13 protein-coding genes are annotated in these 15,953 nt (G+C 36.6%); 1 reads left to right on the forward strand and 12 read right to left on the reverse strand.

Annotation, left to right across the window (positions count from 1 at the left end):
* Positions 1-125: 125 nt before the first annotated feature.
* The 5 genes from ACFHWD_RS07010 to ACFHWD_RS07030 form a co-directional block, all read right to left on the reverse strand.
* Positions 126-1,820 (reverse strand): hypothetical protein, encoded by a 1,695-nt coding sequence (locus tag ACFHWD_RS07010; RefSeq protein ID WP_229981245.1) that lies wholly within the window; start codon positions 1,818-1,820, stop codon positions 126-128.
* A gap of 2 nt (positions 1,821-1,822) precedes the next feature.
* The gene (locus tag ACFHWD_RS07015) at positions 1,823-2,737 is read right to left on the reverse strand and encodes an AAA family ATPase (protein ID WP_150355519.1); all 915 of its coding nucleotides are present in this window, start codon (positions 2,735-2,737) and stop codon (positions 1,823-1,825) included.
* Positions 2,738-2,801: 64 nt separating this feature from the next.
* The gene (locus tag ACFHWD_RS07020) at positions 2,802-3,398 is read right to left on the reverse strand and encodes a TraR/DksA C4-type zinc finger protein (protein WP_378061175.1); all 597 of its coding nucleotides are present in this window, start codon (positions 3,396-3,398) and stop codon (positions 2,802-2,804) included.
* 207 nt (positions 3,399-3,605) lie between these two features.
* The gene (locus tag ACFHWD_RS07025; protein WP_378061177.1) at positions 3,606-4,439 is read right to left on the reverse strand and encodes a 4Fe-4S binding protein; all 834 of its coding nucleotides are present in this window, start codon (positions 4,437-4,439) and stop codon (positions 3,606-3,608) included.
* 42 nt (positions 4,440-4,481) lie between these two features.
* Positions 4,482-5,936: a class I SAM-dependent DNA methyltransferase gene (locus ACFHWD_RS07030; protein ID WP_150355466.1), complete on the reverse strand. Its 1,455-nt coding sequence runs from the start codon at positions 5,934-5,936 to the stop codon at positions 4,482-4,484.
* A 286-nt stretch (positions 5,937-6,222) separates the two neighbouring features.
* Here ACFHWD_RS07030 and ACFHWD_RS07035 point away from each other — a divergent pair, with 286 nt between their 5' ends.
* Positions 6,223-6,429 carry a molybdopterin-binding protein gene (locus ACFHWD_RS07035; protein ID WP_150355465.1) on the forward strand — a complete coding sequence of 69 codons (207 nt, stop codon included), beginning with the start codon at positions 6,223-6,225 and terminating at the stop codon, positions 6,427-6,429.
* A gap of 81 nt (positions 6,430-6,510) precedes the next feature.
* On the opposite strand, the gene ACFHWD_RS07040 is transcribed toward ACFHWD_RS07035, so the two are convergent.
* The 7 genes from ACFHWD_RS07040 to ACFHWD_RS07070 all read right to left on the reverse strand — a co-directional run bounded on the left by ACFHWD_RS07040 (position 6,511) and on the right by ACFHWD_RS07070 (position 15,944).
* Positions 6,511-7,260, reverse strand: a complete 750-nt coding sequence (locus ACFHWD_RS07040) for a homocitrate synthase (RefSeq protein ID WP_150355464.1) — start codon at positions 7,258-7,260, stop codon at positions 6,511-6,513.
* Positions 7,261-7,290: 30 nt separating this feature from the next.
* Positions 7,291-8,325 carry a homocitrate synthase gene (locus ACFHWD_RS07045; protein WP_106010185.1) on the reverse strand — a complete coding sequence of 345 codons (1,035 nt, stop codon included), beginning with the start codon at positions 8,323-8,325 and terminating at the stop codon, positions 7,291-7,293.
* A 45-nt stretch (positions 8,326-8,370) separates the two neighbouring features.
* Positions 8,371-11,064, reverse strand: coding sequence for a nitrogenase cofactor biosynthesis protein NifB (gene nifB / locus ACFHWD_RS07050; RefSeq protein ID WP_378061181.1), 2,694 nt, complete (start codon positions 11,062-11,064; stop codon positions 8,371-8,373).
* 22 nt (positions 11,065-11,086) lie between these two features.
* Positions 11,087-12,445 carry a nitrogenase iron-molybdenum cofactor biosynthesis protein NifE gene (nifE, locus tag ACFHWD_RS07055; RefSeq protein ID WP_378061183.1) on the reverse strand — a complete coding sequence of 453 codons (1,359 nt, stop codon included), beginning with the start codon at positions 12,443-12,445 and terminating at the stop codon, positions 11,087-11,089.
* 93 nt (positions 12,446-12,538) lie between these two features.
* Positions 12,539-13,900 carry a nitrogenase component 1 gene (locus ACFHWD_RS07060; protein ID WP_106010183.1) on the reverse strand — a complete coding sequence of 454 codons (1,362 nt, stop codon included), beginning with the start codon at positions 13,898-13,900 and terminating at the stop codon, positions 12,539-12,541.
* Entirely contained in the window at positions 13,900-15,528 is a 1,629-nt protein-coding gene (gene nifD / locus ACFHWD_RS07065) for a nitrogenase molybdenum-iron protein alpha chain (protein ID WP_378061185.1), read from the reverse strand. Before nifD ends, ACFHWD_RS07060 begins: the two co-directional genes overlap by 1 nt.
* A gap of 23 nt (positions 15,529-15,551) precedes the next feature.
* Positions 15,552-15,944 carry a P-II family nitrogen regulator gene (locus ACFHWD_RS07070; RefSeq protein ID WP_106010181.1) on the reverse strand — a complete coding sequence of 131 codons (393 nt, stop codon included), beginning with the start codon at positions 15,942-15,944 and terminating at the stop codon, positions 15,552-15,554.
* Positions 15,945-15,953 lie beyond the last annotated feature (9 nt).

Consider the following 15,953-nt stretch of genomic DNA (forward strand, 5'->3'; position numbering starts at 1 on the left):
TGCGCTTTTACTATGTTTCCAATTCATACTTTAATTTTCAACCTTGAATTCCTCCAAAGTCCACTTATTATAAATTTTATATGTTTTCAAATTGTACATAATATCTTTGATCATTTACCTAATTTTTACTCATACATGTTATTCAATTTATTTTGCAGCACGATCCCAACTATATCAGCAAATCTTTTTGGAGATTTTATATACACTAAATTGCGGCCGTATATCTTCTTGGCAGCAGGAAGATCTTCATTACGTCCTGTGAAAACACCAAGGACGTAAACTCCATTCTGCTGCAAACCTTTCCTCACTTCCAAAGCAGTGTCATTTACACCCATATCATCTGAATAACTGTATTCAACAGGATTGGTTCCACTTGCAGGGATACACTGCATATCATTGGGTTTCCCATCAGATAGGACTATGAGCATTTTATGTCTGCAGTTTAATTTTTTCATCATATGAAGTGCAGTACGTATAGCCAAACCGTCTCTATTACATCCTGAAGCCGTATAATTGAAAATCCTATTGTTCTTGTCAACTTCATCATAATCACGAAAAAGATTGATAATTGTATAATCGTGAAAACTGCAAAAAGAGTAGACTTTTACAGGAATTTGACAGCGTGTAAGGCTTTCAGCTATGATATATCCTTCCGTTGCAATAATTTCCTGACGATTTTTTTGTGATAATGATGCATCCAGCATTATATCCACCGTTAGATCTCTGATATCATTTTTAAGATTTTTTATAAAAATTTTATTGTCATAAAGATAAAGACTTCTCCAAATCTTTCCTACTATAAGTTTTCCCCTTTCCGCTCTGCAGGAAGATTCACGGTTAATGAGCATTACATTTTTAATTTTATTCGTCAACTTTAAGATGTTATTATTATTTCTTGCAAAATTTTCATTATAATGTATATTATTTTTTTCTCTTTGTTTTAAAACATCACCTCGATGTTTAACTGTACTAATATTACTTTTAATATGAACATCAAAATCCCCTCTTGTAAAATAAACATGACAATTTTTATGGTTTCCAACACACAAAATTTTTTCTAAAGCCTTTATCCGCGGTTCTTGCAAAATGGAAACTCCATAATACCCCTGCATAAATTTTCTATCGTATTTATTGATTTGATCTACAGATTTAAGCCAACTAAAAGCTCTGCGTAATTCATTTTTAGGACGTTTAAAAAATGAATTATGCCTAGAATTCGCTCCCTTCACCTTTACTTGAAAAATACTTCTGTCCTTATGTGATGTTGGAAGTATATTTTTTGATAAAAAGCGGGGTCCATATTGAAAATAAACTTTTATAATCTCCTTCATACGAGATATAATCTGCTTTGTATTCATATGTTCATCAAACTCTAAATCATTTAAAATGGTAAGTGCTAGATTTGTTGTATTAGGTTTTTCACCCAACGCTCTTTCAAAATGAGCTATCTTGATCTGATCTATAATGTCAAAAGACAAATCTGGATTACACCCGTCAAGAAATTTTTTTGAATAATCACGCCGCAGATTTTCAAGAACTAGTCGTTCATTTTTTGCTTTTTTATAAGTACAATTTTCTAAAGCTATCCATGTCAACTCTTTCAATAATTCACAGTTAGTGTCTTTTTTTAAATAGTTAAAAAATCCCTCTAAAAGTGAATAGTCATAGTATTTATGAACAGCTCCTATAATATAATTCAAGTAAAGATCAGCTTTTCCATTTTTATCATATGCCTTTATTTTTGAATTGAAGGAGTAATCAGACGAAGCATTCCATATAATATTATTGGCTCTTTTTATCTCATCATTTTGTTCCTGCATAGTTAATCTGTAAAAATTTCACTCCTTTCCGCCCTTTCTGGTATTCTCAGGCGAATAACGTCTTCTATAATCTCTCTTTCAAAGCCATCAAAAGATTTATTTGTAATGCCCATTTTCAAAGCCTCAGATGCTTTCAAGCCCTTGTCTATAAGATGAATAGAAGAAATAAGCCCCCTTAGATCTACGGATTTCGTAGAGATCTCCGAGCTTTCACTTTTCTTTTGAAGATCCTTAAACAGACCTATAAATTGTTCAAGATATTTATCTTTCATATTAGGAAATTCTCGCTTAAGCAGCTTCATAAGATTCTTGGAAGAAATTGTTGGCATTTCAATAACCATAAAACGCGAAACCAGAGCTTCATTAAGTTCTCTAGTACCTGCATATCCATAATTCATCGTAGCAATGAATCTGGCAGCATCTTCCAGAGGGATTCTGTCATAACCTGGTATGTCAATAATTCTTCGAAAATCCAGGATAGCATGAAGAAGTGCAATGGATTCATTCCTCGCCATATTGATCTCATCAAGAACTCCGAAGCCTCCCAATGTGGCACATTCATAAATTGGACCTTTTCTAAAAATGACTTGTCCATTTTTAAATGTATCAGCTCCCACAAGAGATGAAAAATCCGTATTGACATGAAAAGAAATATCCCAGATGGGCCTCCCAAAAGCAGCTGCCAGGTTTTCTGCAAAAACATTTTTTCCACTTGCCTTAGGACCAACTAAAAGAAGATTCTCTCCACAGAGAACAGCTGTAATTGCCTCCTCCCAAATTTCTTTCCCGTAATAATTGTATTTAGGTTTGGGTATTCTGTATTTTATATCAGGATTCACCTTATAAAAATTTCGGTAACACTCTATTTCAGAAATTAATTTTTCATCAATTCCCTCTCCTCTCAAAAAATTTAATATAATTAACACCTCCAACTATTCAATATCAATATTTTAAGCATAACTTCAAGTCATTCAATATACATTAAGGAAGTTGATTTTTATATTGGTCATTGCTTATTGACTCCACTGGTTCCACATATTCCTCATCTTCATCCCTGTATTCCTCTGCTATATTTTTCCTTTTATTAAATTTTCCAACTGCCTGATAGCTGTCCTCCGCATCAAATTCAGTATGCCTATCATATCCGTCCTCCATGACATCTTCAAGTACATCTTCTTCCGGAGGTCTATTTTTTGTTTCTACAGGCTTTAAATTGTCCATATTTTTTTGACAGTGAACACAGTATTCTGCATAGGGAACATATTCCAAACGTTCCTTTTCTATCTCTTTGCCGCATTTTTTACACATTCCATAGGTACCGTCTTCCATATTCTTCAACGCACTGTCTATCTTCCCTATAATAATTTCCTCATTTTTTTGAAAAGCCAATCCTCTCTCTTTATCGTACAGGCTGCTGGCACTATCTGCAGGGTGATTGTCATAAGCAGACAATTCAGAAGAAAATTCTTCATTGGACTTTATAGTGTCATTCCTTTCCATCTGTATCAATAGATCCTCTGCTTCCCTTCTTTGTGATTTCAATTTATTCTTGAACTTTTCCAGTAAATTATTATCCATAGTTATAAAACTTCCCTTCATAATTATTTCAACATACATATATTTTAGCTAAAATGATGAAGGTTTATTCTATAAGCCAAAATTTTTCTTTAATTTTTTCAACATATTTTTATACCTAGTATTTTTCTTCAGAGCTTCGAATGAGGTTCAGATGAAAAAAAGCATTTCTCACTAGCAGACTGCATCTGAACCTAGAAATCACTTGACCTAGTAACTTCCCCTAGGTATTTTAAATTCACAGGGTACTTCAACCTGGCATTTTCCACATCCATACCTGGGCTTATATTTTTCAGATGTTTCATCTAAAAATCTGGCACAGACAATATGATCTTTTCCTCTTTCTACGGATATGGTCCTGGAGGGGCAATTCTCAGCACATTTACCGCACATTATGCAGTATTCATATATGTCCTTGTATTTTCTCTCATCAGGAGATAAATATAATTCTGTAACAATGCTTCCAATTCTTCCGGCTATGCCCTTTTGCGTTATAAGCCCCCTTGAAAGTCCAAATGATCCAAGACCGCATACAAAACCTACATGCCTCTCAGACCAGTTGCTTGTAAAGGACAATTCAGGATGTAGTGGACTACCTTCAAATTTCACTGACCAAAACCTTTCATCCAAGGAAGGTACTACACTATCATATCCTTCTTCCATTAATTTTGATTTCAAATGATTGCAAAGTTTATTTAAAAAATTTTGGCCTTCAATACGCCCATGAAGCCACTCTCTAGAAGGCCACAACATGTCCCTTTTATTTCCCTTCCTGACTGTTTCACTAAAAGGCAGAAAAAAGGATATAACAGTCTTAGAGTTTGGAAGCCATTCTTTCGGTGCCATAAAATGTTTTCCAACTGCATACGGTTTCTTCAACAGTAAAAAATACTCGTCACTGGCAGATCCAAATACCAAGATCGGTTTCTCGAAAATTTTCATCCCTATGACATCTTCTGAAATAGCTTCTTTCTTACCTATATAATTGTACTTTGAGTTCTCAACAAAATCCTCTGCGGCTTTTATTAAATCCTGTCTATTCACTATTATCCCCCCATATCACCACAATTTAAGATTATAATATAATCAATCAATCATTTTACTCAATTCATCTATACCATCTGATATCTCTTTTTCAAGTCTCTTTACTCTGTCAAGAATAACTTTAGGCTCATCGTAATGAACTTCCTTATATTCTACTTCCCTATACCTGTTTATAGAAAGATCATAATCATTTTCTCTTATTTCATATACAGGCACAAAAAAACTCTGGTCAGTTCTCTTTCTATCCGTTTCACCTTCTAAGTTGTTGAATCTTGCTATTATATCAGGTATATCGTTGTTTGCCACAGGTCTTCTCTTGTCATCCAGCGAAAATCCATCTGACTTCATATCATAAAACCATACCTTGTCTGTTCCACCGCTGCCCGTTTTTATAAATATAAGAACCGCTGTGGATACTCCTGCATAAGGTTTGAAAACTCCACTTGGCATACTTATAACAGCTTTCAGCTTGTTGTTATCTATTATTTCTTTTCTTACCTCCTTGTGACCTTTGGTAGATCCAAACAGCACCCCTTCTGGCACAATAGAAGCACACCTTCCCCCAATCTTTAATATTCTCAAAAAAAGTGCCAGAAACAAAAGCTCCGTCTTCTTAGTTTTAGTAATTTTTAAAAGATCTCCAGAAACCGCCTGATAATCGAGGCTTCCCTTGAAAGGAGGATTTGTCATAACAAGCGTATATTTTCCGATGTCTCTGTTTTTTTTAGAAAGAGAGTCCCTATATTCAATATTTGGAATGTCAACTCCATGAAGCATCATATTCATGGCACCAATTCTAAGCATAGTTCTATCAATGTCAAATCCATTGAACATCTTGTTGTCAAAGTGATCTTTTAGCCTGGATATTGAAAATAAATCACTGTAATTATTCCTCAAATATTCCTCTGCTCCAACTAGAAAACCTGCAGTACCCATTGCAGGGTCAACTATAATGTCTTCTGGCGTAGGTTTCATCAACTCAGTTATCATCTTTATTATATGCCTTGGGGTTCTGAACTGACCATTGGTACCTGAAGTGGAAACTTTAGAAAGCAGATACTCATAGAGATCTCCCTCTACATCTCCAACGCCTAAATCAAGTTTGTCTATGGCATCAACTATCTTAGACAACATAAGATCTGTAGGTATCTTGAAAATGGCATCTGACATGTACTTTGAATATGCAGAGCTTCTATTTCCATAAACGTTTTTTATAAAAGGAAAAACCCCTTCAGACACTATTTTGTACAGCTGCCCTGCTTCTTCATTCTTAAATCTACTCCACCTCAAATATTGTTTACTTTCCGGAAATGTTTTTTTTAATTTGGCTGCAGTAAGCTCAGTATTGCTCTCATTTAAAGTTTCATTATCATCTAGATCTTTTATAAACAGAAGATATGTAAACTGCTCTATTACCTCCAGCGGATTTGTAATACCTCCGGTCCAGAATATCTCCCATATTCTATCTATTTTATTCTTCAATTCACCCGTGATCATCTGCTATCTCCTATATTATATAGATGAATTTTTTCAACTCTCCTGATTTAAGTATACTATAAAGTACTGAAAATAAAAGTTTTTTACTAAATTTAGTTTATGCACATATTTCAAGCATATAATATCTTAGGCTGTATTTACAATCGAAATCCGTCAAAATACTAGCTTATTAATGGTTTCTTTGATAAAATATCTGTTATGAAATTTTTCTAAATTATAGTATAATTAGACTCTAATAAGAAAAACTTATATATAAAATAAACACAAAGGAGGAACAGATATAATCATGAAAATTAGTGCGAGAAATCAACTAAAGGGAAAAATAATTGAAATCAAGGAGGGAGCTGTAAATGGTGAGGTAATACTAGATATAGGAAATGGGAACAAGATATGCTCCATCATAACTATGGATGCAATAAAAAACTTGGGACTTAAAGTAGGATCTGAAGCCACGGCAGTGATCAAAGCATCAAATGTAATGATTATGATCTAGTATGGCTTACTTGTATAAAATTTTTTATAATGTATGATGACTGCCTTTATGAATAAAAAATATCCATAAAAAGAACGCCTTTTATAGAGGCGCTCTTGACATACCAACAATTACATTCAACACCTGCATAAATTTCAGAAAATCACAGTTCCCAGCTCTTTCACCTATTCCGGATATAGTACAGTCCACAAATTTAGCCCCCGCCTCAGCTGCTCCGAGAGAATTTGAAAGAGCCATCCCAAAATCATCATGGGCGTGTATTTCAATTTCCACAGGTACTTCCTGCATCAATTTTTTTACACTGTAGAATACCCTCCTGGGATAAGATATTCCAACTGTGTCTGAATATCTCACCCTTTTAATTCCCATTTCAGAAACAGCACTACAGAATTCAATTAAAAAATTTATATCCGATCTGCTGGCATCCTCCATCCCTATGGTGACTTCAAAGCCTCTGTCAAGGGCATAGGCAGCACACCTTTTTACTCTGTCCAAAACCCATTTCTTATCTTTTCCCAGTTTTGAACTAATCTGCAGATCAGATGTCGGAATAGATATATGAATTATATCAACATTGCAATCTATGGATGCATCTATATCCTTGATATTTGCCCTGTTCCATGAAGATATCCTGCTTTTTAATCCCAAACCTGCAATTCTTTTAATGCTTTCCTTCTCATATCCACCCATAGCCGGACAGCCCGCTTCTATTTGATAAATTCCCATGTCATCGATAAGTTTTGCAATTCTCACTTTTTCATTTACTCCAAAAGCTATACCAGCTTTTTGCTCGCCGTCTCTTAAAGTAGTATCAACTATCTTTACATCCACAATCACACCTTCTTTCAGATAAGCTCTACTTCAAGCTGATTTTTTAAAGTCGTTGAACATTTTGAGCAATTCATCATCCAAAATATTTCTCTTGAGTTCAGTACTCACTTTTCTTATTTTATCCAAAAATTTTTCAATATTCACACCCTCATAGTCCACATTGAGTTCTTTCAATTTGACCATGACAGCCTTTTTACCCGAATGTTTGCCTATATACATGGTTCTCGTTCCACCTATATCACAGGGATTGTAAGGTTCGTAATTTCGAGGATTTTTTTCTATTCCATCCACATGAATTCCCGATTCGTATTTAAAAATATCTTTTCCTATTACAGCTTTCATGGGGGATACTTTTTTATCTGTAAGTTTTTCATAAACTCCCACCGCTTTTGCCAGTAATTTTAAATTACCGTGAAGCTCTCCATTTTTTATGATTTTAAGGGCTAAAACAACTTCCTCCAGGGGTGCCATATTGTAAATTTGTCCATTAAAAGCTGTAGATACAGAGTCCGCTCCGTCGACACAGGCTTCCAGACTGACAGAAGTGGCCATATAATATTTATTGCTTGCACAAAAATCAACATAGACAGAAAATCTGTCCTTTATACCTTCTATAAATCTACTCCAGCCTGATAAATTGTATTTTACCACATCTTTTACTCTAATACACACCACATCCATGCTGTTGAATATCTTATCAGATTCCTCCATAGCAATTTTATCTAAATCCCTGATACTGACTTCAAGCATTATTTTCTTGTCTTTTAATTTTTCCAGAGAATTTTCATCCAAATATCTCAGCTTTTTATAATTTAAAATGACATATTTAAATTTTTGTGCGTCAAATGCATTTTCAAATCTGCATATATATTTGAGTCCTTCTGGCAGTTCCGTGATTTTTTCAACCACTTCCTGGTTTATTTCTATAAAATCCACTCCCAGATCTTTAATAAGCGCAAGAAATTCGGCTGTCAGTTTTAGATCAATGTTTCTATTTGCTTTCACAATTTCAGGCAATGTTCTGTCTATAATGATCTTTCTATGTTTGTCTATTACAATGGACATTTTATACACCCCCTCATTCAATTCACAATTCACAGTTGAAAATTATCAGTTATCAATCTCAGTAATAGACAAAATTTCAGGTTCGGCAGCTTTTTCAAGTTCCTTTGCAGCTTTTACCACCGCCCTGTTTATGGAATCATACATCTCCATAACCTTTATATTCTTCGCCTCCAGCTTTTCTCTGGGATCATCTCCAATTCTCAGCACGATTACTCCATCACAGTCACCTATAGTCCTCATTATTTTAGACATTTTATCTTCCTGATCCAAACAATCATAAATTCCCATACAATACTTATCTACATTTCTTTTTTCCAGAAGTCTTATGCTGCCCTGGTCATAGGAATATATATAAAATTCGTTAGCATGCCCAAAATGCTGATCTATGTTAATGCCCGATTTAGAAGAAATTGCAAACTTATATTTTCCACCCTCAGGGGCAGTTTCTTCAGTCTCATTTTTTTCTACTTTACCGGAGCACCTGCTTATGCAGCCTTCGCAGCCTATATTCCTAAAATCTATAGAGTGATCCTCCGACAGAGTTCCTATGGCATCTGCCCTGCACTGCCTGCAGTGATACATCTGCTTTATATCAACTTCACATTTTTTTCTCATTTCATTCAATTCCACATTTGAAACCAGCGGCAGATCTTCAAATCTGCTTCCCTGTACAGGTATCATTTGCATTATATTTGTCATATATGCCCCGCACTCTTTTGCCTTTTTTATAACTTCCACTATGTGATTGTCATTTATACCCTTGAGCATAACTGTATTTACTTTGCATACTATGCCTTTCGAGCAGAGATACTTGAGCCCTGCGAGCTGGTTGTTTAAAAGTATTTCAGCTCCCTCTTCCCCTGTATATTTATGTCCTAAATAATTGACTTCCCTGTATATTTTTGCCCCTATTTTCTTGTCTACAGCATTTATCGTAACTGTAACATGCGACACTCCAAGCTCTATCAGCTGATTTGCATAGAAAGGAAGCATAAGCCCGTTGGTTGAAAGACAGAAAGTTGTTTCAGTGGAATACTGTCTTATGAGTTCAAGAGATTTTTTCACTTCATCAAAGTTTGCCAGAGCATCTCCAGGTCCTGCTATTCCCACCACAGTCAGGTTTTTCATCTTGCTTTTCACCGCCTTGAATTTTTGAAGGACTTCCTCAGGACTAAGCACCCCGCTTGTAACCCCCGGTCTGCTTTCGTTTACACAGTCATATTTTCTGCTGCAGTAATTACAGCTTATATTGCATTTAGGTGCAACAGGTATGTGCATTCTGGCAAATTTATGTGCGTTGTCTCCAAAACATGGATGAGTGCAGGTTTTATCACCAGCTGATTTTTCTTCTTTCTCCATTTTTGCCATAGGTGCATAAAAATCATTATATGCCTTTTCCCTATAAGTATTTTGAGTATGCTCCAGAACTGCATTTGCCACAGAATCTATTAAAAACGAAGAACCCGTGTATCCGGTTATAACCTGTCTCTGACCGCCAACCCTGTCATGTATGGGAAATCCTATCCTTATCAATTTCAGCTTCAGTTTTCCTGCCATCCTCCTTCCATCGGAATTTCCAAGCATCAAATTGATTTTCAGCTTTTCTGCATAACTTTCCATGGTGCCAAAATCCGTATCATCCAAAACTATGGAATCTTCCTTTTGAACTTTAAGTTCCTCCTTGAGTCTGCGGCGAAGTTCAGGATTTTTAGATCCCATTGCAGCCATCTTTATAAGTATCCCATTTTCAAGACAGAGTCTGGCAACTGCATATACAAGCTCCGGCTCGCCATACAGCATCACCAGGGCTTCCCCTGTATACTTATGGTTGTCAATCATGGCATCCAGATATCTTCCTCTCTGAACTACATATTCCTCCGGAATATGAACTCCAGTCAACTTCGCTACCAGATCAATAAACTGGTTCGTATTTCTAAAGCCAATGGGAATAGGGCATTTATAAAGAGGTACATCGTACTTATTCTGCAAATACATTCCTGGAGACTTTTCATCGGATACGGTAATTCCCATTTCAATGGTGGCTGCTGCTCCAGGCATTTTTTTAATATCCTCTATTTTTGTGCCGCCCTTGGGTATCCTCCTGTATTTGTCATTATGTGCGGAATCAAGGGTATTCGATACATCTGGTAAAATGGTATATCCTATCTTGAAATCATCAAGTATTCTCTTTATATTTCTCACATCTCCCGGATTCAGGTTGGCGCATATTATATTCAATTTACCTGTACTTTCAGATTTCTCACAGACCTGTTCCACAATACTTCTCAGCGCCCTATAGTATCCCTCGGCCTGGGTTGCTCCATACCCCGGAGTTGAAGCAGTTATTATCTTTATATGCTTTATCTTTTCATTATCCTTTTCTTCCTCGTAAAATTCTTCTACAATTCTTTTGGTATCTTCTCCTATAGTCTCCGCAAGACAGGTTGTCATTACACCAATAGTAGTGGGCTCGTACATCTTAATCATATTTCTAAGACCTTTTTTAAGGTTTTTTGTACCTCCGTACACAGTGCCTTGTTCGGTAAGAGCAGATGATGCTATATCAACAGGTTCATTATAATGAGTTGCCATATGTCTTCTTATATAAGTACTACAGCCTTGAGAGCCATGTAAAATAACCATGTTGTTTTCTATTCCCTTGAAGGCCATTACTCCTCCCATGGGCATGCACATTTTACACGGATTTACATCCACATTGACCAGTTTTTTATTACCCATTCCAATCATCTCCTCAAATTTTTTATACATAGTCCCAAACAGGGCTGTTTACAGTTAAATCTATCTCTTTTGCAAAATTTACAGCACCCTGAAATCCCCCAAGTATGTGCTTTCTCTCATGATTATGATCGCAAAATGCAACTCCCAGCTTATATGCAAGAGGCCTTTCCTTGACGCCGCCCACAAGTACATCTGCTCCTTTTTCCACCATGAATTTCTCAAGTTCATAGGGATTTGCATCATCAAGTATTACTGTTCCATCTTTTGTAATCTGCCTTATTATTTCATAGTCCTCAGGTTTTCCAGTCTGTGTTCCCACCATTACAGTTTCCATTCCCAGATCCCTGAACTGCTTTATAAGAGATATGGCCTTATAACCTCCGCCTACATATATAGCTGCTTTCTTACCCTTAAGTCTGCCCCTGTAATAATCAAGCTCCGGCTGTATTTTTTCACTTTCAGCCTTTATAAGTTCCCGAGTTCTTTCTACAGTTTCCTCATCTCCCACAATATTTGCAACCTGAAGCAGTGAATTTTCAGTATCTTGAATTCCCACGAAGCTTGTTTTTATAAATGGAATACCATATAATTCCTCCATCTGCTTGGCCAGATATCCCATGGAACCGGCACATTGAACTATATTGAGCTTTGCCTCGGGTGCCCTGACTATTTCGTCAACTTTTCCATCACCTGTAAGTTTTGAAACAATATCAATGCCTATTCTCTTTAAATAATTTTCCACTACCCAGACTTCTCCTGCCAGATTGAAATCCCCAAGATAGTTTATTCCACTCACTTTCTTATCACTTTTTTTATCTCCTATGAGCTTCAATATGGCATTACAGGCAGCTCTGTAACCTGTGGATTTATTTCCTGAAAATCCTGGTGACTTTACAGGTATTACCCTTATTCCATATTTTTCTTCAGCACTTCTACAGACTGCATCTATATCATCACCTATAACTCCCACTATGCAGGTGGCATATATGAAAATAACCTTGGGATGAAATTTTTTAACAATCTCATCAACAGCTTCCCTCAGCTTTTTTTCTCCTCCAAATATAACATCCGTCTCACTTAAATCCGTTGAAAAACTGTTTCTGAACAATTCCGAACCGCTAGACAGGCTGCCCCTCAAATCCCAGGTATAAGCTGCGCACCCTATTGGTCCATGTATTAAATGGAAGGCATCTGTTATAGGATTTAGTACTACTCTTGCGCCACAGTACACACAGGCTCTCTGGCTAACTGCACCGGAAACACTGTTTTCTTCGCATCTGATCTTTGAATTCTTATTTTTGGAGTTGTAACATACAAATTCTCTTCTATCTTCTATAATTTCAGCTTTCTCGGCTTCCAATCTCAACTGAATATTTTCCATAAAGATCCCCTCCATTAAATAAAAAGTACTTATAATATCAAGTTTGGATTCAAGGTGATGCCTGAATCCAAACCAGTCTTTAATTCATATGATTTATCGTACTACTTCAAAATCCTCCTCTTTACACTCTCTGTCATCCTTGTCGAGCATTGCATCACACATTCTCCTTACCAAATCTATGGCACCGGAGTAGCCCACTTTAGGAGTGTACTGATGTCCATACCTGTCCATTACAGGAAATCCAAATCTGACAAACGGAATGTCTTCTGCTCTGGCAATAAATTTTCCATAGGTATTGGATATCAAAAGATCCACGCCTTCATTTTTTATAAGCTGATGCATCTCAAAGAAATCACTATTAGCTTTTACAATTCCCTCTATACCGGCTTCATCCATAATGGCTTTGATCTTTTTCTCAAATAATGCTCCAGGAGTACCTGTTATTACATATTTGGGGGTCATTCCCAGGGTTATTAAAAATTGAACTAGTGGAATTACAACATCTGGATCTCCAACTACAGCTGCCTTTTTACCGTTGAAGTATTGAGCACAGTCAAGGATTAAATCAAGAAGCTGACCTCTTTCTTCCTCAATTTCTTCAGACACAGGCTTTCCCGTAATTTTAGCTAATGTCATAATCAAATCATCCATTGCATCAATTCCAATGGGAACCTCTAATGTTTTGAAGGGAACTTTGCATTTAGTCTCCAATTTCTTGGCTGCATCTTCTGAAGAATAGCTCCCAAAAGCTATAGTCATATCCGAATTTCCAGCATCTATTATATCTTTAACCCTGGTACCGCCTTCAGGAAATACTTTATAGTCGCCTGTATTTGGTGCATCAAGCACTCCATTGGTATCAGGAAATATTATATATGGGATATCCATAAGTCTGAATATTCTTTTCATCTCTTTCATGTCAGCAGGTCCTACAAAGCCAGGAATTATATTAAATTTCCCATTTTTCTTTCCACTGTTTACCGAAAGATACTGCACCATACTTCTTACCATGTTTGAAAATCCGGTGACATGTGATCCCACGTAACTTGGCGTATTTGTATGAATAACCAGCTTTCCTTCCGGTATTTCCATGTCCCTTATATAAGTAGGAAGATCATCTCCTATGGTTTCAGAAAGACATGTGGTGTGGATGGCTATTATATCTGGATTGTACATTGCAAATATATTCTTAACAGCTGTCTTTACATTTGAACCACCGCCAAACACACAGGCACCTTCAGTAAATGAACTCGAGGAAGCCAATGCCGGCTCTTTGAAATGTCTTGAAAGCACCGTCCTGTGATAAGAACAGCATCCCTGGGAACCGTGGCTGTGCGGCAGGCAATTGTGAATTCCAAGGGCTGCATACATTGCTCCCACTGGCTGGCAGGTTTTGGCTGGATTTATTCTCAAAGCTTTTCTTTTTACTAATTGTTTTGGTGTTGCATCTAACATTATTTTTCACCTCCTGAAACTGCTGCTTCATCCGACAATTTTCCCTCTATTAAAGGTTGTTTTTTCCAGGGCGGAGTCAAATACTTCCATGCCGGAGTATAAACTCCCCTTGCCAGTTCTCTGGCAAATACAACTGCACCTTTAAATCCTGCATAAGGTCCTGTATAGTCATAGGAGTGAAGCTGCCTTGACAACACTCCCATTTTTTCAATTACATACTTCTCCTTTATTCCTGTCAGAAACATATCAGGATGGAGTTCTCTTATGAATTTTTCCATTTCGTGGGCATTTAAATCGTCTATTATCACCGTATCATTATCCATTTCCTTTTCCAATCCGCCGTAATAGGATACCGGCACACCTTCTTTTCTAAGAGCTTCTGCTCTTTCCTTTGGTACTATAACACGATATTTTTCTTTATCCGGCTCTACAGTTATTTCAGGAATATTCTTGCTGTCCGCATCAACTTTTATAGTTGGAATAACTTCACTTCCTTCATAATCGTCACGATGTCCGAACTCATGGCCTGCAAGAATGGTTTTTACACCAAGATCCTTTAGCAGTACCTGATACGTCTGGGCTCTTGAGCCACCTACATATAAACAAGCCAACTTGCCTTTTAATCTCTCTTTATAGTAATCTATGTCTGTTTCAATTTCAGCAAGTTCTTCTGCAATGACCTCTTCTGTTTTTTTATACAGATATGGATCATCAAAGACTTTTGCCAGCTCCCTCAGGGTATCAATTGTTCCCTTTATGCCTATAAAATTGCATTTGATCCATGGTATACCATACTTGGTCTGCATCATACCTGCTATATAGTTGATTGATCTATAACACTGCACCAGATTCACATCTGCAAGATTGGCATTTTGAATGTGCTCATAACTTGCATCTCCTGTAAGAGCTGTAATCACATTATAGCCTATTTTCTCAAGAATTCTTTCAATTTCCCAGGAATCCCCGCCTATATTGTATTCTCCCAGTATATTTACTGAATACTTTTTATGCTGGCCGTTTCCTTTTCCTATTATTTCACTCATAACCGTATTGTTTGCTATATGGTGACCTGCAGATTGTGTTACACCTTTATAACCTTCACAGTTAAAGGCAAGAACATCAATTCCATAGAGTTTCGAGGCTTCCCGTGCTACTGCATTTATATCATCACCTATAAGTCCAACAGGACATGTTGCATATACACCTATGGCCTTGGGATGAAAAATTTCAACTGCTTCCTTTATTGCATTTTTTAATTTGTCAACTCCGCCAAAGACTATATTTTTTTCCTCCATATCGGTAGAAAAAACATATTCATTAAAATTTTGTCCACCTTCTTCAGCTTTTGACTTGAATCTTCTTCCGCCCCAGGTATAAAAACAGCACCCTATAGGTCCATGGGTTATGTGTACCATATCCTTTATAGGTCCCATGACAACACCCTTACAGCCGGCATAGCAGCATCCTCTGGCTGTAATCACCCCTGGTATAGTCCTTACATTAGCTGTAATGACCGGATTTGGGGATTCTTCTGTCTTTATGACAATATGCTCTTTTCTCTTTTTGTAGGTTTTAGCCGGATATGGTTCCAAAACCTCATTTACCACTTTATCTAATTTTTTTCTCATAAAATCCCATCCTTTCACAAAAATTAAATAGCCGCATCTCCTGCTTCTTCTGTCCTTATTCTAACTATGTCTGTCACTTTTGTTACAAATATTTTTCCATCTCCGGGATTTCCCGTTCTATTAACCTCTATTATAGTATCCACAACTTTTTTTACATCTTCGTCTTTTGCCAATATAATTACCAATCTTTTAGAAATAAGCCTGTGGGTTTCAGATATCTGTTCTGCAATCTTCCTGCCCGATGCTTCCAGTATATCTTTTTCACTGATAAAATCCTGGATCATAGAAAAATCAACTTTTTTCCTTCCCCTGCCAAGCACCTTTTTGCATGTAATAGAAGGAAAACCAATTTTGGCAAGAGCATCTTTTGTCCTGCCTACCATATCCATTCTGATAATCGCCATAATCTCTTTCATGCTGCTTTC

Source organism: Clostridium sp. MT-14 (assembly GCF_042436595.1).
In the GTDB taxonomy this organism is placed as follows: Bacteria; Bacillota; Clostridia; order Clostridiales; family Clostridiaceae; genus Clostridium_B; species Clostridium_B aromativorans.